The following is a 16,893-nucleotide window of genomic DNA, read 5'->3' on the forward strand; positions in this document are numbered from 1 at the left end:
CGTGTCACCCCCGCCGCGCCACCGTCACCGTCCCCGCGCCTCCCGCTCCCCGGGCCGCCGCCCGGCCCCGGGGCCCGTGCCGTTCCTCCACCGTGAACCCGGCCCCCTCCAGCAGCCGGTCCAGGGCCGCCGCCTCCCGGAACCGCAGCGTGCCCCGGCTCTCCTGGGCGCGCTCCCACCGGTCGCAGTCGAAGCGGTCGACGTACCTCACGCGCTCGCCGCGCACCGGCGCGACCGCCTCCCGCCAGGCCCGTACGACGCTCCCGTCCGGGCGGACGACCTCCCGGGCCCCCTCCTCGCCCCAGCCCTCCCAGGGCCGGCCGGCCGGGTCGAGGGTGTCGACCAGGAGCCGCCCGCCGGGCACCAGGGCCCGCCGCAGCGCGGCCAGGGCGTGCCGCGCCTCGGTGTCGCCGGGCAGCAGCTGAAGCACCTGTCCGCTCATGACGGCGAGGTCGAACTCCGCCTCCCAGCGCACACAGTCGAGGTCCCCGAGCACCCACTCGACGCCGGCCGTGCGCCGCCGGGCCTGGACCAGCATCGCGGCGGCCGGGTCGAGACCGGTCAGCCGCCCGCCGTGCCCGACCCGCCGGGCCCGGCTCAGCAGCCGCCCGGTCCCGCAGCCGATGTCGGCCACGGACTCGGCGGAGCCGACCCGCTCCAGACAGAACGCGTCCGTCGGTCCCCAGGGGTGCAGGGCGTCATACATCTCGGCGAGCGAGAGGTCACCGTAGAAACGATCAACCACCCGGGCAGTCTGCCTCCTGTACCGCCGATCAGTACAGAGCCGTGCCTCAACGGAACCCCAGGAACCATGAATTGCCCCGGAGCACCGGGAGTGCCGGGAGCACCGGGAGCACCGGGAGTACCGGGAGTACCGGGAGTACGGGAGTACCGGGAGCACCTGGAGTACTGGAAGTACCGGGAGCAGCGGGAGCAGCGGGAGCACGAGAAGCGTCGGCCTCCCGGAAGCACCAGAACCTTCGGGGCCCCGGGCTTCCGAGCCCCGGGCTTCCGGGCCCCGGGCTTCCGGGCCCCGGCCTTCCCGGTCTCCGGCCTTCCCGGTCTCCGGGCCTCCGGGCTTCGGGCTTCGGGCCCTCCCGTGCCCTCGGGCCCCGGACCCCGGCCTTTCGGCCTCTGGGCTTCCCGGTCTCCCGGTCTCCCGGTCTCCTGGCCTTCCGGCCTTCCGGCCTTCCGGCCTTCCGGTCTCCTGGCCTTCCGGTCTCCTGGCCTTCCGGTCTCCTGGCCTTCCGGCCTTCCGGCCTTCCGGTCTCCTGGCCTTCCGGCCTTCCGGCCTTCCGGCCTTCCGGCCTTCCGGTCTCCCGGCCTCCGGGCCTCGGCTTCTCGGCCTCCGGGGCTCCGGGCTTCGGGCCTCCCGGGCCCCCGGCCCCTCGGCCCCGGGCCCTCCCGTGCCTCGGGCCCCGGCCTCTGGGCTTCCCGGTCTTCCGGTCTCCGGTCTTCCGGCCCGGCTTCCCGGCCTTCCGGCCTCGGGGCTTCCGGCTTCCGGGCTTCCCGGCTTCCGGGCCTCCGGGCCTTCTGGCTTCCGGGCTTCCGGTCTCCGGGCCTTCCGGCCTCCGGCCCTCGGCTTCTCGGCCTCTGGGGCTCCAGGCTTCGGGCCTCCCGGGCCCTCCGCCCCTCGGCCCCGGGCCCTCCCGTGCCTCGGGCCCCGGCCTCTGGGCTTCCCGGTCTTCCGGTCTCCGGCTTCCTGGTCTCCGGCCTTCCGGCCCGGCTTCCCGGCCTTCCGGCCTCGGGGCTTCCGGCTTCCGGGCTTCCCGGCTTCCGGGCCTCCGGGCCTTCTGGCTTCCGGGCTTCCGGTCTCCGGGCCTTCCGGCCTCCGGCCCTCGGCTTCTCGGCCTCTGGGGCTCCAGGCTTCGGGCCTCCCGGGCCCTCCGCCCCTCGGCCCCGGGCCCTCCCGTGCCTCGGGCCCCGGCCTCTGGGCTTCCCGGTCTTCCGGTCTCCGGCTTCCTGGTCTCCGGCCTTCCGGCCCGGCTTCCCGGCCTTCCGGCCTCGGGGCTTCCGGCTTCCGGGCTTCCCAGCTTCCCGGCCTCCGGGCCTCCGGGCCTCCGGGCCTCCGGTCTCCGGGCTTCCGGGCTTCCCGGGCTTCGGGTTTCCCCGCTTCCGCCCTTCCGGCTTCCGTCCTTCCGGCCCCCGGGGCTTCCCGGCTTCCGGCCCTCCCGGGCCCCTCGGCTTCCGGCCCTCCCGGGCCCCCGGGGCTTACCGGCTTCCGGCCCTCCCGTGCCCCTCGACCCCCGCCCCTCCCGTGCCCTCGGGCCCCTCGGGCCCCCAGACCCCCAGCCCCCCGACCCGACCCTCCCCCTCCCCCCTCCCCGCTCTCCCCTCCCCCCGCCCCCCAACTGCGCAACCCGCCATCCCTTCCACGCGAGTCGGGGGTCAACCCCCGACTCGCCCCGTACCACACGGATGGCCTCCGGAAATGTGCAGTATGACGTATTTGCCGGAATATGGTCCGGTAACGGCCCAGCGTCCCGGCGCTGGGGCACGGCGCACTGACGAGGAGGCATCATGCGTGGAGCCACATGGGTCGCGGGTGCCGCGGTGGTCGCTCTCACGGCGACGGCCTGCGGGGGCGGCGGCAGCGGCGGGGACACCGGCGCGGTGCTCAGTGCCTCCTGGGGGGATCCGCAGAACCCGCTGGAGCCCGCCAACACCAACGAGGTCCAGGGCGGCAAGGTCCTCGACATGATCTTCCGGGGGCTCAAGCGCTACGACCCGAAGACCGGCGAGGCCAAGGACATGCTCGCCGAGAAGATCGAGACCACCGACTCGCAGACGTACACCATCACCGTCAAGGACGGCTGGACCTTCAGCAACGGCGAGAAGGTCACCGCCCGGTCCTTCGTGGACGCCTGGAACTACGGCGCCAGCCTGAAGAACAACCAGCGCAACGCCTACTTCTTCGGCTACATCGAGGGCTACGACAAGACCCACCCCGCCAGCGGGCAGCAGAGCGCCGACACCCTCTCGGGCCTGAAGGTCACCGGCGAACGCACCTTCACCGTCAAGCTCGGCCAGAAGTTCTCCAGCTTCCCCGACACCCTCGGCTACGCCGCCTTCGCCCCGCTGCCCCGGTCCTTCTTCGACGACCACGCCGCCTGGGTCGACAAGCCCGTCGGCAACGGGCCGTACGCCATCGACTCGTACCGCAAGGGCTCCCAGATGTCGCTGCGCACCTGGGACGGCTATCCGGGTGACGACAAGGCCGTCAACGGCGGCGTCGACCTCAGGGTCTACACCGACAACAACACCGCCTACACCGACCTGATGGCCGGCAACCTCGACCTGGTGGACGACGTTCCGGCCGCCCAGCTCAAGAACGTCAAGAGCGACCTCGGCGACCGCTACCTCAACACCCCGGCCGGCATCATCCAGACCCTCGCCTTCCCGTACTACGACAGCGCCTGGAACAAGCCGAACTCCGACAAGCTCCGCCAGGGCCTGTCCCGCGCGATCGACCGGGACCAGATCACCAAGACCATCTTCCACCGGACCCGCACCCCCGCCACCGACTGGACCTCACCCGTCCTCGGCGCCGACGGCGGCTACAAGGAAGGGCTCTGCGGCGACGCCTGCACCTACGACGCCGCCGCGGCGAAGAAGCTGATCGAGCAGGGCGGCGGCCTCCCCGGCGGCCAGGTGAAGATCACGTACAACGCGGACACCGGCTCCCACAAACAGTGGGTCGACGCCGTCTGCAACTCCATCAACAACGCGCTCGGCAACGACCGCGCCTGTGTCGCCAACCCGGTCGGCACCTTCGCCGACTTCCGCAACCAGATCACCGGACGCAAGATGCCCGGCCCCTTCCGGGCGGGCTGGCAGATGGACTACCCGCTCATCCAGAACTTCCTCCAGCCGCTCTACTACACCGACGCCTCCTCCAACGACGGCAAGTGGTCCAACAAGCAGTTCGACAGCCTCGTCGACCAGGCCAACGCCGAGACCGACACCGCCAAGGCCGTCGGCCTCTTCCAGCAGGCCGAGGGCGTCGTCCGGGACAACATGGCGGCCATCCCGCTCTGGTACCAGAACGGCAGCGCCGGATACTCCGAGCGGCTCTCCGACGTCGAACTCAATCCGTTCAGCGTCCCCGTGTACAACGAGATCAAGGTGAGCTGAGCCGGCATGGGACGGTACGTCGTCCGTCGCCTGCTCCAGATGATCCCGGTCTTCATCGGGGCGACGCTGCTCATCTTCCTCATGGTCAACGTGATGGGCGACCCCATCGCCGGACTCTGCGGCGAACGGGAGTGCGACCCCGCCACCGCCGCCCAGCTCCGCAAGGAGTTCGGCCTCGACAAGCCCGTGTGGCAGCAATACCTGACCTACATGGGCAACATCTTCACCGGCGACTTCGGCACCGCCTTCAACGGGCAGCCGGTCACCGAGCTGATGGCCGACGCCTTTCCCGTCACCATCCGCCTCACCGTCGTCGCGATCCTCTTCGAGATCGTCATCGGCATCACCCTCGGCGTCCTCACCGGCCTGCGCCGCGGCAGCCCCACCGACACCTCGGTGCTGCTGCTCACCCTCGTGGTGATCTCCGTGCCCACCTTCGTCACCGGCCTGCTGCTCCAACTGCTGCTCGGCGTCGAATGGGCCTGGATCAAACCGTCCGTCTCCGCCGAAGCCACCTTCGGCGAGCTGATCGTGCCCGGCCTGGTCCTCGCCTCCGTCTCCCTCGCCTACGTCACCCGCCTCACCCGCACCTCCATCGCCGAGAACCGCCGCTCCGACTATGTCCGCACCGCGACCGCCAAGGGCCTGCCCCGCCACCGGGTGGTCACCCGGCATCTGCTGCGCAACTCCCTGATCCCCGTCGTCACCTTCATCGGCACCGACATCGGCGCCCTGATGGGCGGCGCCATCGTCACCGAGCGCATCTTCAACATCCACGGCGTCGGCTACCAGCTCTACCAGGGCATCCTCCGCCAGAACACCCAGACCGTCGTCGGCTTCGTGACCGTCCTCGTCCTGGTCTTCCTCGTCGCCAACCTGCTGGTCGACCTCCTGTACGCCGTACTCGACCCGAGGATCCGCTATGCCTGAGCCCCAGCCGCCGCAGCCCCACCCGCCCGGCGGTGCCCGCACCCCCGGGGACGGGGCCATCGCGGCGACCGGGATGGGCGGCGCCATGGACCTCGCCACCAGCGAGGGCGAGACCCTGGAGGCACCCCCCGGCGGCCCCGGCCCCCAGGAGAGGGCCCGCAGCCTGTGGTCCGACGCCTGGCACGACCTGCGCCGCAACCCCGTCTTCCTCCTCTCCGCGCTGGTCATCCTCTTCCTGATCGTCATCTCCCTGTGGCCCGGCCTCATCGCCTCCGGCAACCCCCTCCAGTGCAACCTCGCCAAGGCCCAGGAAGGCTCCCAGCCCGGCCACCCCTTCGGCTTCGACGGCCAGGGCTGCGACGTCTACACCCGCACCGTCTACGGCGCCCGTACGTCCGTCTCCGTCGGCGTCCTCGCCACCCTCGGCGTCTCCCTGCTCGGCTCCGTCCTCGGCGGACTGGCCGGCTTCTTCGGCGGGACGGGGGACGCGGTCCTCTCCCGCCTCACCGACATCTTCTTCGCCATCCCCGTCGTCCTCGGCGGACTGGTCCTGCTCTCCGTCGTCACCAGCAACACCATCTGGCCCGTCATCGGCTTCATGGTGCTGCTCGGCTGGCCGCAGATCTCCCGGATCGCCCGCGGCTCGGTCATCACCGCCAAACAGAACGACTACGTCCAGGCCGCCCGCGCCCTCGGCGCCTCCCACTCCCGGCTCCTGCTGCGCCACATCACCCCCAACGCCGTCGCCCCCGTGATCGTCGTCGCGACCATCGCGCTCGGCACCTACATCGCCCTGGAGGCGACCCTGTCCTACCTCGGCGTCGGCCTCAAACCCCCGACCGTCTCCTGGGGCATCGACATCTCCGCCGCCTCGCCCTACATCCGCAACGCCCCGCACGCCCTGCTGTGGCCCTCGGGCGCGCTCGCCGTCACCGTCCTCGCGTTCATCATGCTCGGCGACGCGGTGCGCGACGCCCTCGACCCGAAGCTGAGGTGAGCCGCCCGTGCTGCTCGAAGTGCGCGACCTGCACGTGGAGTTCAAGACCCGCGACGGCGTCGCCCGGGCCGTCAACGGCGTCACCTACGGCGTCGACGCCGGCGAGACCCTCGCCGTCCTCGGCGAGTCCGGCTCCGGCAAGTCCGTCACCGCCCAGGCGGTCATGGGCATCCTCGACATGCCGCCCGGCCGGATCACCGGCGGCGAGATCCTCTTCCAGGGCCGCGACCTGCTGAAGCTGAAGGAGGACCAGCGGCGCAAGGTGCGCGGCGCCGAGATGGCGATGATCTTCCAGGACGCGCTGTCCTCCCTCAACCCGGTCCTGTCCGTGGGCGACCAGCTCGGCGAGATGTTCGTCGTCCACCGGGGCATGTCGAAGAAGGACGCCCGTGCCAAGGCCGTAGAACTGATGGACCGGGTCCGTATCCCCGCCGCCAAGGAGCGGGTCAGGCAGTACCCGCACCAGTTCTCCGGCGGCATGCGCCAGCGCATCATGATCGCGATGGCACTCGCCCTGGAACCCGCCCTGATCATCGCCGACGAGCCCACCACCGCCCTCGACGTCACCGTCCAGGCCCAGGTGATGGAACTGCTCGCCGAACTCCGGCGCGAACTGGACATGGGCCTCATCCTGATCACCCACGACCTCGGCGTGGTCGCCGACGTCGCCGACCGGATCGCGGTGATGTACGCGGGCCGGATCGTGGAACAGGCCCCCGTCCACGACATCTACCGCGCCCCCGCCCACCCCTACACCCGCGGCCTGCTCGACTCCATCCCGCGCCTGGACCAGAAGGGCCGGGAGCTGTACGCCATCAAGGGCCTGCCGCCCAACCTGCTGAACATCCCGCCCGGCTGCGCCTTCCACCCGCGCTGCCCCCTCGCCCAGGACGTGTGCCGCACCGACGAACCGCCGCTGTACCGGGTCTCCGGACACCGGGTGAGCGCCTGCCACTTCTGGAGGGAGTGCCTCGATGGCCGACCGCAGCAGCGCTGAGCCGATCCTGGAGGTCACCGGGCTCGTCAAGCACTACCCGCTCGCCACCGGCATCCTCTTCAAGAAGCAGGTCGGCACGGTCAGAGCCGTGGACGGCGTCGACTTCGCCCTCGCCCGCGGCGAGACCCTCGGCATCGTCGGCGAGTCCGGCTGCGGCAAGTCCACCGTCGCCCGGATGCTGGTCAACCTGGAACGCCCCACCGCCGGCACGATCCGCTACAAGGGCGAGGACATCACCCGGCTGTCCGGCCGCGCGCTGAAAGCGGTCCGCCGCAACATCCAGATGGTCTTCCAGGACCCCTACACCTCGCTCAACCCCCGGATGACCGTCGGCGACATCATCGGCGAGCCCTACGACATCCACCCCGAGGTGGCCCCCAAGGGCGACCGCCGCCGCAGGGTCCAGGACCTGCTGGACGTGGTCGGCCTCAACCCCGAGTACATCAACCGCTACCCCCACCAGTTCTCCGGCGGCCAGCGCCAGCGCATCGGCATCGCCCGCGGCCTCGCCCTGCGCCCCGAGGTGATCGTCGCCGACGAACCCGTCTCCGCCCTGGACGTCTCCGTCCAGGCCCAGGTCATCAATCTGATGGAGCGCCTCCAGGACGAGTTCGCACTCTCCTACCTCTTCATCGCCCACGACCTGTCCATCGTCCGGCACATCTCCGACCGGGTCGGCGTCATGTACCTCGGCCGCATCGTGGAGATCGGCAGGGACGCCGAGATCTACGACCATCCCACCCACCCCTACACCCAGGCGCTGCTCTCCGCCGTCCCCGTGCCCGACCCCGGCGCCCGCGCCCACCGCGAGCGGATCATCCTCGCCGGCGACGTGCCCTCGCCGACCAACATCCCCTCCGGCTGCCGCTTCCGCACCCGCTGCTGGAAAGCCCAGGCCCGCTGCGCCGAGGAGATCCCGGCGCTGGCGGTACCGCCCCATCTGGGCCACCTCCCCGGCCCGGCCGCCCACCCCTCCGCCTGTCTGTTCGCCGAGGAGAAACAGGTCGTACCGCCGGAGACCCCCACGCGGTAACGCCCCGGCAACGCCGCGGACCCCCTTGCGATATACGGGCACTGCACACTGAGGGACGTAACGGCCGTGCGGGTGCCGTGGGCGGGCCGGGGTGGGCCATGTCACCCCGGCCCGCCGTATGCGCCGACGGTCCTCCGCCGCGGCCGGCCTACCGCATCCCCAGCGCCCGCTTCAGGAAGTCCACCTGGAGCAGCAGCAGATTCTCCGCGATCTGTTCCTGCGGGGTCATGTGCGTCACCCCGGACAGCGGCAGCACCTCGTGCGGGCGGCCCGCCGACAGCAGCGCCGAGGACAGCCGCAGCGCGTGCGCGACGACCACGTTGTCGTCGGCCAGCCCATGCACGATCATCAGCGGCCGGTGCGGCTCGGCGGGGGAGGACAGCCCCGCGTCGGTGATCAGCGAACTGTGCGCGTACGCCTGCGGGGAGGTGTCCGGGGAGCCCAGATACCGCTCGGTGTAGTGGGTGTCGTAGAGCCGCCAGTCCGTGACCGGGGCGCCCGCGATGCCCGCGTGGAACACATCGGGGCGGCGCAGCACCGCGAGCCCCGCCAGCCAGCCGCCGTAGGACCAGCCGCGGATGGCCACCCGGTCCAGATCCAGCGGGTGGTTCTTCGCCAGATCCTGGAGCGCCTCGATCTGGTCGTCCAGGGAGACCGTGAAGTCCTCGTGCACCGCCTTCTCCCAGGCGGGCGAGCGCCCCGGGGTGCCGCGCCCGTCGGCGACGACCACCGCGAACCCCTGGTCGGCGAACCACTGGGAGGTCAGATACGCGTTGTGCGAGGCCAGCACCCGGGGACCGTGAGGGCCTCCGTACGGATCCAGCAAGACCGGCAGGGGAGTGTCATCGGGGTAGTCCTGTGGCATAAGCACGGCGCACGGGATCCGCCGTGCGCCCCCCTCGGTGAGCGTCACCCGCGGGGAGAAACCGGGGTCTTCGGCGTACGACCGGATCAACACGGCAGACGCGTCAGGGGCACCCGGTGTACCCGCTGCACCAGGCGCACGGCCCGTATCGCCTGTTTCACCTGTTTCACCTGCTACACCTGTACCACTCGTGGCTTTCGCACCACCCGCACCGGGCTTCCCGGAGCCCAGCACCCGCACCACCGACCCCGCCCGCTCCAGGGACGCCGACACCAGGACCGTCACCCCGCCCCGGCGCACCGCCGTGTGCACCCCGGGCCCCTCGGAGACCCGTGCCACACCCAGTTCGTTCACCCGGTAGACATGCACCTCGCCCACCTCCGGCGCACCGGCCTCCTCGCCCGCCGCCGCGGTGACCAGCACGTCTCCCGGCCCGACATCGAGGACCGCCCGCACCTGCAACTGCGGTCCGGTCAACGGCCGTTCCCCCACCGCGAGCACCCGCGCACCGCCCTCGTCGGCGATCCGCACGAGCTGCCCCGAGGGCGACCAGCACGGCACCCCGGCGAAAAGATCAAGCCAAATCGGATCCTCGTCGGCGTGCACCATCCGCGTCGAACCGGTGTCCGGGTCCACCGCCAGGTAGAGCTGGCTGCGCTGGTCGCGCGCCTGCACCAGCAGCAGTGGCGCCCCCGCGTCCGACCAGTGCACACGTGCCAGATAGGGGTACCGCTCCCGGTCCCAGAGCACCTCCGTGCGGGCCCCGTCGAGATCCGTCACGAACAGCCGGACCTCCGCGTTGGGCGTCCCGGCCGCCGGGTACGCCACGTGGTGCGGGTCACGTTCGGGCCGGGAGGGATCGGCGATCCACCAGCGCCGCACCGGCGTGTCGTCCACCCGCGCCACCAGCAGCCGGTCCGACTCCGGCGCCCACCAGAACCCGCGCGTACGGTCCATCTCCTCGGCCGCGATGAACTCCGCGAGCCCGTACGTGACCTGCGCGGACTCCGGCTCCGCGAGCGCCCGGTCGCCCTCGCCCCCGGCACCCGTCACCCGCAGCCCGCCCGCGGCGACATACGCGACATACCGGCCGTCGGGGGAGGGGCGCGGGTCGATCACCGGCCCGGGAACGGGCAGTTCGCCGGTGGTGCCGGCCCGCAGCGCGGCCGTGAACAGCCGCCCCGACAGCGCGAACGCGGCCAACTCCACGGCCGCGTCCGTGGCGTAGCCGACGATCCCGGCCCCGCCCTCCCGGGTGCGCTCCCTGCGGGCCAGCTCGGCGGGGGAGAGCCGCTCACCGGCCCCGCCCAGCAGCACCGCGGGATCGGCCGCGGGCCGCTCCTCGCCGCCCGGCAGATCGAGCACCCACAGGGCACCCGCGCGGTCCGCCCCGGAACGCGAGCGCAGGAACACCACCCGCGAGCCGTCCGGGGCGACGGTGAACGAACGTGGCGCGCCGAGAGTGAAGCGCTGGGTGCGGGCGTACCGGCGGGGGAAGGAGTCAGGCTCGGTCGTCATACCCCGACGATATTGGCCATGCGCCCCCTTGTGCGGCTGTGCGCCGACAGATGCGCGCGTACGGATAGTTATGATCACTAGCGCAGTGTGGGTATGAACCTGCTGGCTGCTGCATGGAATTACACGACTGATGGATTGACAGGTCCGTACGGATGGGCAAGTCCGCCCGCTCTGCTTGGAGGTGAGCCGCTGTGGCACTCTCGATTTCGGCGGTGGTGCTGCTGGCGATCATCGTCTTCCTGCTGATCAGAAAGTCCGGCCTCAAAGCAGGGCATGCGGTGGTCTGTATGCTTCTCGGCTTCTATCTGGCCTCGTCCACGATGGCCCCGACGATCAGCGAGCTGACGTCGAACATCGCGGGGATGATCGGAAGCATCAACTTCTGAGCCCCGTAGGCTGGGGCTCATGACGGAACTGCCCGATCGTCGGCTGCTGCTGGTGCACGCGCACCCGGACGACGAATCGATCAACAACGGCGCGACCATGGCCGCGTACGCCTCCCAGGGCGCGCGGGTGACCCTCGTCACCTGCACCCTCGGCGAACGCGGCGAGGTCATCCCGCCGGAGCTGGCCCACCTCACGGGCGCCGCCCTGGGCGCCCACCGGCTGGGCGAGCTGACCGCCGCCCTGGGCGCGCTCGGCGTCAGCGACTTCCGTCAGCTCGGCGGCCCCGGCCGCTACACCGACTCCGGGATGATGGGCCTGCCCGACAACGACGACCCCGACTGCTTCTGGCAGGCGGACGTCGACGAGGCCGCGGGCGTGCTCCTCGACGTCATCCGCGAGGTCCGCCCCCAGGTCCTCGTCACCTACGACCCCGACGGCGGCTACGGCCACCCCGACCACATCCAGGCCCACCGCGTCGCCCTGCGCGCCGCCGACCTCGCCGAGGCCGAGGGCGTCGGCGTCGAGCGGATCTTCTGGAACCGCGTCCCGCGCACCGCCGCCGCCACCGCCTTCGCCCGCCTCGAAGCCGACCTGCCGACCCTGCCGTACGAGCGGGCCGCCTCCGTCGCCGACGTCCCCGGAGTGGTGGACGACGAGCGGATCACCACCACGATCGACGGCACCGCGCACGCCCGGGCCAAGGCCGCCGCGATGCGCGCCCACGCCACCCAGATCACCGTGGCCGAACCGTACTTCGCGCTCTCCAACCACCTCCCCCAGCCGCTGTTCACCACCGAGTACTACGAGTTGGTACGAGGGGAGCGCGCGCCCGGCGTGGAGCGCGATCTGTTCGCCGGGATCGGAGCCGCGTCATGAACGAGCGGGGTCCCATGATCGCCCAGCCGCTGAGCCGGCCCCCGTTCGGCCGGATCGCCGTCCACCTCGGCCTGTTCGTGCTCGGCCTGGTGGTCGGGATCGCGGGCGCCCTCGTCGAGGCGGGCCTGTTCCCGGGCGGGCTGCTGCTCGCCCTCGCCGGTGCCGCGGGCGCCTTCCTCGGCGGGGCGCGGCTCACCGGGGGGCGGGGCGGGGCGGTGGCACCGGCGGCCGGCTGGATGCTCTCCGTCGTGCTGCTCACCACCAGCCGCCCGGAAGGGGACTTCGTCTTCGCGGCCGGCGCCGGTTCGTATCTCTTCCTGCTCGGCGGCATGGCCGTGGCTGTGATCTGCGCCACGCTCGGCCTGGGGCGGCAACCGGGCGGCCCGTCCGTCCGACTTGGCAAGTGACGTACCACTTCTCGGCCCCCCGCACGTGCGAGTCCGGTGTGGGTTTCCCCAGCGGTCAGGGGATGCGCGCGTGACGTGGCCAGTATGGTGGTGCGCGCCGCCGATCCTCCCCACCGCCCGACTCGGTACGGGCCCGGGGGGACCCCCAAGCAGAGTGAGGTCGCAACGGGCGGCGGAGCCAACCGGGAGAACCTGCCTTGAGTCGTGAAACTGACAGTCCGTCCTCCGGGCCCAACGGGCGCGGCGGAGCCGCATACCCCTCGGGCACGCCGCCGTACGGTACGCCGGCCGCCACCGACGGCGGTGCGGACGCGGGCCGTTCGGCCGCGCAGCCGGAGGAACGCAAGACCGAGACCACTCTGACCACCCGGATCCGGATCAACATCCCCGGGTCCCGGCCGATCCCGCCGGTCGTGGTCCGCAAGCCCGTGGCGGACGCCGACACCGCCGACGAGCCGACCGCCGAGAGCGCACCGGCCCCCGCGCCGGCCCCCGCCCCCGGCGGAGCGGACACCCCGCCGCCCGCACCGGCCGCGCAGGGCGAGGACAAGACCAGCGACTGGTTCGCGCCCCGCAGGGCCGGCCAGCAGAAGCCCGGCCAGGGCGGCGGCGCCAACGGGGCCACACAGGGCGGCGGTTCCGCCCCACGGGCCGCCTCCGCGGGCCCGGCCCCCACCGGCCCCCGCCCCACCACCGGCGGCCCGCGTCCCCCCGCGGGCGGCACCGGCCTCTCCGGCGCGACCGGCGGCCCGGTGGCCCCCGGCCACGGCGGCGGCACCGGCTCGTTCGACGTCACCGAGGCGCTGACGGCGGGCCACCGCGCCGCCGCCGACCGTCCCGGCGACGGGACGACCGGCACCACCGGGAACGGCACCGGCGCCGGGACCCCCGGGCACCACGGCGGCGGTCCCGCCCCGTACTACCCGGACCACAGCCAGGGCGGGAACGCCTTCCCCGACCACAGCCAGGGCGGCAACTCCTTCTCCGCCAACGGCTTCGCGGAGGGCGCCTTCCCGGACTCCGGGCCGCCCAACGGCCAGACCCCGCAGAACGGCCCCGGCCCCTACCCCGGCCAGGGAACGCCCCCCGGTGTCCCGGGAGTCCCCGGTGGCCCCATCGGCGGCCCTCAGGGCTACGGCGGCACCCTCCAAGGCCCGGCAGGCCCCACGGGCCCCAGCGGCCCCACCGGTCCCACCGGCCCCACCGGCGGCCCCGTGACGGGCGACGGCCCGGTCGTGCCGCCCCTCGGCGCGGGCGGCATCTCCAGCGGCCCCGGCGTCCCGGGCGTCCCCGGCGCGAACGGCCTCCCCGGCGGTCCCGGTGTCCCGGGCGGCTCCGGCACCAGCGGTGTCTCCACGACCCCCGGCTCCGGAACCCACCCCCAGGCGGGCCTCGTCCCCGGCGGCGGCCTGAGCGACGACACCGCGATCCTCACCCCGCAGAAGCACGTCCCCGGCCACCCCGGCGGCCACCACCCCCCCGAGAACGTCTCCGGCGACACCGTCTCCAGCGGTATCCCGGTCGTACCGCCCGCCGACCGCGGCGGCGCCCCCGGGCCGTCCTTCGCGCCGGGCGCCGGCCGGACCGACGGCCCGCAGAGCCCGCCCCAGCGGACCGAGCCCGCGCAGCAGAGCGCGCCCGCCGCCGCGCCCCGCAAGAAGAAGGGCCGCAGCAAGCTGGTCCTGCTCGCCGGTGGGATCGTCGTCATCGCCGGTGTGGCCTACGGCGCCGGACTGCTGATGAACCACTCCGACGTGCCCAAGGGCACCACCGTGCTCGGAGTGGACATCGGCGGCGGCACCCGCGACGACGCCGTGAAGAAGCTGGACGCGGCCCTCGGCAAACGGGTCGGCGCCCCGCTGAAGCTCTCCGTCGGCGGCGAGACGGTCTCGCTCAAGCCGGACCAGGCGGGCCTCCAGTTCGACGCGGACGCCACCGTCTCCTCCGCCGCGCAGAGCGACTACAACCCGGTCTCCGTGATCGGCTCCCTGTTCGGTGAGAAGCGCGTCGTCGAGCCGGTCATGCCGGTGGACGAGGAGAAGCTGCACTCCGCGCTGGAGAGCGCCGCGGGCGACACGGGCGCGGCCGGGGACGGCACGATCACATTCGAGTCCGGCAAGGCGGTCGCGACCTACGGCAAGAAGGGCAAGGGCATCGACACCGCAGGCGCCACCGACGTCATCGAGGAGGCGTACCGCACCCAGGTCGAGACGGGCACCAGCGGGGCGGTCCGGCTCCCGACGACCAGCAAGGAACCGACGGTCCCGGACGCCGAGGTCGACCGCATGATGAAGGAGTTCGCGGAGCCCGCGATGTCCGCGAGCGTCTTCGTCCAGACCGACCCCTCCAACCGCATCGAGTTCAGTCCGGAGAACAGCCTCTGGAAGTTCCTCAAGATCAAGACGGTCGACGGCAAACTGGTCGACTCCTACGACGAGGCCGCGCTCCAGGAGCTGTACGGCGGCAACTTCGACGGCGTCCTGATCACCCGGGGCACCGGCGAGAAGACCCCGGTCACGGTCCAGGACGTCATCAGCGCCCTGCGCCCGGCCCTGAAGAGCACGACCGACCGCGTCGCGATCATCGAGACGAACCCGAGCTAGCGGGTCCAGGGACGGCAAGGGGGACGGACGACGGACGGGGCACTCGTCCGTCCTCCGTCCTCTCCAGGGCCCGTCCCCCATGGTCCGTCCGTCTGGTCCGGTCCGGACAGGCCCTAGTTGAGAAGCGCCCGCGCGGCGCGCGCCTCGCTGCGGACCGCTTCCGCGCCGGGTCCGTCCACCGCCTCCAGCACCTCCGCGTACGCCTCCATCTCCGAGGCGCCCGCCACGAACTCGCCCCGCTGCACCAGCAACTGCGCCCGCTCGTACCGCAACCGGGCCGGACGCGAAGGCAGCAGCAACGACAACTCCACGGCCCACAGGGCGACATCCGACCGCTCGGGCCGGGCCCGCGCCCACACCCGCACGTTGTTGAGGATCCTCCGCACCACGTCCAGCGGCTCCGCCGGCGCCAGCAGCGACGGATCGAGGCCGCCGCGCAACGCGTCCACCGCGCCCGTCGCCCCCGCGACCAGCGTCTGCGCGTCCGCGCCCGTCAACACCCGTCCCCCGTCGAACGGATCCGCGAGCACCTGCCGCTCGGCCGGTCCGAGGCCGACCACGAAATGCCCCGGAAGCGCGACCCCGTACACCGGGGCCCCGGCCCGCCGGGCGACCTCCATCCACACCACGGACAGCAGGATGGGCAGCCCTCGCCGCCGCTCCAGCACCCGGTGCAGCAGCGAGGACTCCAGCCGCCGGTAGTCCGCGGCCGAGCCGCCGAACCCGTACCGCTCGCCCAGCAGTTCCCGCAGTGCCCGCGCCCACTGCGGCGGGCCGCCCGGCCGGAACGGCAACCGCCCCGCCAGCGCGTCCAGTTCCATCTGCGCGGCGTCCATCCCGGGGTCGTCCAGCGCCGCGTCGCCCTGCGCGCCGATCAGCAGACACAGCGCGGCGAGATCGGGCGGGTCGGAGCGCGCCTCCTCGGCGAACCGGCGGCGCAGCTCCGCGGAGCGTTCGGGCGGTGGGGGGAAGGGGGACCGCATGACTGCCTCGTGGCCTCTCGCGCTGCTTCAGTACCGGCCCGGGGCGGGGGAGTCCGGCGCCCGGAAGTGGTGGTAGGCGTGGTGCGCGCCGAAGCCCGTCCCGGCGTACAGGGCCCGTGCCGCCGTATTGTCCGACTCGACCTGGAGCCAGGCCGCCGACGCGCCCTCGTCCAGCGCCCGGCGTGCCAGCGCGGCCATCACCTCGCCCGCCAGCCCGCGCCGCCGCAGCGCCGGGTCCACCTCGACCGCCGCGAACCCGGCCCACCGCCCGTCGACCACACACCGCCCGATCGCGGCGGGCACCGCTGCCGACCCCGCCGCCCCGGCCGGCCCGGCGATGCTCGCGAACCACACCGACGCCCCGCTCCCCAGCACCCGGAGCGCGACCTCGCTCACGCCCTTGCGCTGGTACCGCGCCAGCCAGCCCTCGTCGGCCGTCCGCGCCAGCGTGACCCCGCCGCCCTCGGCCCGGTCGGCGAGCGCCGCCGGCGCCCCGACCCACAGTTCGGCGGTGACCTCCCGCACCCACCCGCGCTCCGTCAGCTCCGCGCACAGCCGCTCCTGGGTGCCCTCGCCACCGGTCGCGGCCTGGAGGTACGCGGGCAGCCCCCGCTCCCCGTACCAGCGGCGCACGGCATCGAGCGCGGAGTCCAGCGGCATCCCGGGATCGCCCAGCGGCAGCACGGAGTTGGCCCGGCGGGTGAACCCGGCGGCGGCCCTCAGCTCCCAGTCCCCGAGCCGCTCGCTCTCCAGCGGGCGCCAGGCACGCGAGGCGACCCGGGCCAGTTCGTCGTACGACGCCGAAGGCCCCCGGCGGCGGGCCGGGGCCGCGGGCACCACCTTGCCCGCGACCAGGGAGGATTCCGGGATCCGCACCGGCTCCCCGTCCCGGCGTGTGATCACCAGCACACCGTCGTCCCAGGATGTGAGAACACCCACCGTGTCGGTGAATTCACCCAGGGTGTCGCGGATGTCGAGCCGCTGTCGTACCGAGACTCGTTTGCCCACGTCATCAGCGGTGATGCGGACCACGAGGCGTCCTGTCGCCGAGATTTCCACAGGTCGGTCCACCCCTCCTGTTCGGATCATGCCCAAGAACGGAGATACTAGGGGTGGGCATCTACGACGCCGCGCTCCCGCGCACCAGGCGGCGGAGCCCGAGG

13 protein-coding genes are annotated in these 16,893 nt (G+C 72.9%); 9 read left to right on the forward strand and 4 right to left on the reverse strand.

Annotated elements, in window-relative coordinates; all coding sequences use genetic code 11:
- Positions 1 to 4: 4 nt before the first annotated feature.
- Complete coding sequence (locus ACIQNG_RS03305; protein ID WP_401482412.1) at positions 5 to 745, reverse strand: class I SAM-dependent methyltransferase; 741 nt, start codon at positions 743 to 745, stop codon at positions 5 to 7.
- Positions 746 to 2,520: 1,775 nt separating this feature from the next.
- Between ACIQNG_RS03305 and ACIQNG_RS03310 the strand changes: the two genes are divergently transcribed.
- Genes ACIQNG_RS03310 through ACIQNG_RS03330 form a run of 5 tightly spaced genes read left to right on the forward strand, consistent with a single transcriptional unit; the run spans position 2,521 to position 8,091 of the window.
- Positions 2,521 to 4,134 carry an ABC transporter substrate-binding protein gene (locus tag ACIQNG_RS03310; protein ID WP_401482413.1) on the forward strand — a complete coding sequence of 538 codons (1,614 nt, stop codon included), beginning with the start codon at positions 2,521 to 2,523 and terminating at the stop codon, positions 4,132 to 4,134.
- 6 nt (positions 4,135 to 4,140) lie between these two features.
- On the forward strand, positions 4,141 to 5,064 hold the full coding sequence (locus ACIQNG_RS03315; protein WP_401429788.1) for an ABC transporter permease: 924 nt from the start codon (positions 4,141 to 4,143) through the stop codon (positions 5,062 to 5,064).
- On the forward strand, positions 5,057 to 6,061 hold the full coding sequence (locus ACIQNG_RS03320) for an ABC transporter permease (protein ID WP_401429790.1): 1,005 nt from the start codon (positions 5,057 to 5,059) through the stop codon (positions 6,059 to 6,061). Before ACIQNG_RS03315 ends, ACIQNG_RS03320 begins: the two co-directional genes overlap by 8 nt.
- Before the next feature lie 7 nt (positions 6,062 to 6,068).
- Entirely contained in the window at positions 6,069 to 7,058 is a 990-nt protein-coding gene (locus ACIQNG_RS03325) for an ABC transporter ATP-binding protein (RefSeq protein ID WP_401429792.1), read from the forward strand.
- Complete coding sequence (locus ACIQNG_RS03330; RefSeq protein WP_401482414.1) at positions 7,036 to 8,091, forward strand: ABC transporter ATP-binding protein; 1,056 nt, start codon at positions 7,036 to 7,038, stop codon at positions 8,089 to 8,091. Before ACIQNG_RS03325 ends, ACIQNG_RS03330 begins: the two co-directional genes overlap by 23 nt.
- A gap of 148 nt (positions 8,092 to 8,239) precedes the next feature.
- Here ACIQNG_RS03330 and ACIQNG_RS03335 read toward each other — a convergent pair whose 3' ends face one another.
- Positions 8,240 to 10,474, reverse strand: a complete 2,235-nt coding sequence (locus ACIQNG_RS03335) for a prolyl oligopeptidase family serine peptidase (protein WP_401482415.1) — start codon at positions 10,472 to 10,474, stop codon at positions 8,240 to 8,242.
- 191 nt (positions 10,475 to 10,665) lie between these two features.
- Here ACIQNG_RS03335 and ACIQNG_RS03340 point away from each other — a divergent pair, with 191 nt between their 5' ends.
- The 4 genes from ACIQNG_RS03340 (at position 10,666) to ACIQNG_RS03355 (ending at position 14,747) form a co-directional block, all read left to right on the forward strand.
- Entirely contained in the window at positions 10,666 to 10,860 is a 195-nt protein-coding gene (locus ACIQNG_RS03340; RefSeq protein WP_401429798.1) for a hypothetical protein, read from the forward strand.
- A 19-nt stretch (positions 10,861 to 10,879) separates the two neighbouring features.
- Positions 10,880 to 11,737 (forward strand): N-acetyl-1-D-myo-inositol-2-amino-2-deoxy-alpha-D-glucopyranoside deacetylase, encoded by an 858-nt coding sequence (gene mshB, locus ACIQNG_RS03345; protein WP_401482416.1) that lies wholly within the window; start codon positions 10,880 to 10,882, stop codon positions 11,735 to 11,737.
- Positions 11,734 to 12,144 carry a DUF6113 family protein gene (locus ACIQNG_RS03350; RefSeq protein ID WP_401429802.1) on the forward strand — a complete coding sequence of 137 codons (411 nt, stop codon included), beginning with the start codon at positions 11,734 to 11,736 and terminating at the stop codon, positions 12,142 to 12,144. Before mshB ends, ACIQNG_RS03350 begins: the two co-directional genes overlap by 4 nt.
- Before the next feature lie 197 nt (positions 12,145 to 12,341).
- Complete coding sequence (locus ACIQNG_RS03355; protein ID WP_401482417.1) at positions 12,342 to 14,747, forward strand: hypothetical protein; 2,406 nt, start codon at positions 12,342 to 12,344, stop codon at positions 14,745 to 14,747.
- Positions 14,748 to 14,860: 113 nt separating this feature from the next.
- Here the strand turns inward: ACIQNG_RS03355 and ACIQNG_RS03360 are convergent, their stop codons facing one another.
- Positions 14,861 to 15,730: a tetratricopeptide repeat protein gene (locus tag ACIQNG_RS03360; protein ID WP_401429807.1), complete on the reverse strand. Its 870-nt coding sequence runs from the start codon at positions 15,728 to 15,730 to the stop codon at positions 14,861 to 14,863.
- Positions 15,731 to 15,757: 27 nt separating this feature from the next.
- Entirely contained in the window at positions 15,758 to 16,819 is a 1,062-nt protein-coding gene (locus tag ACIQNG_RS03365) for a GNAT family N-acetyltransferase (protein WP_401482418.1), read from the reverse strand.
- Positions 16,820 to 16,893: the final 74 nt, after the last annotated feature.

The organism is Streptomyces sp. NPDC091377 (assembly GCF_044757045.1).
In the GTDB taxonomy this organism is placed as follows: Bacteria; Actinomycetota; Actinomycetes; order Streptomycetales; family Streptomycetaceae; genus Streptomyces.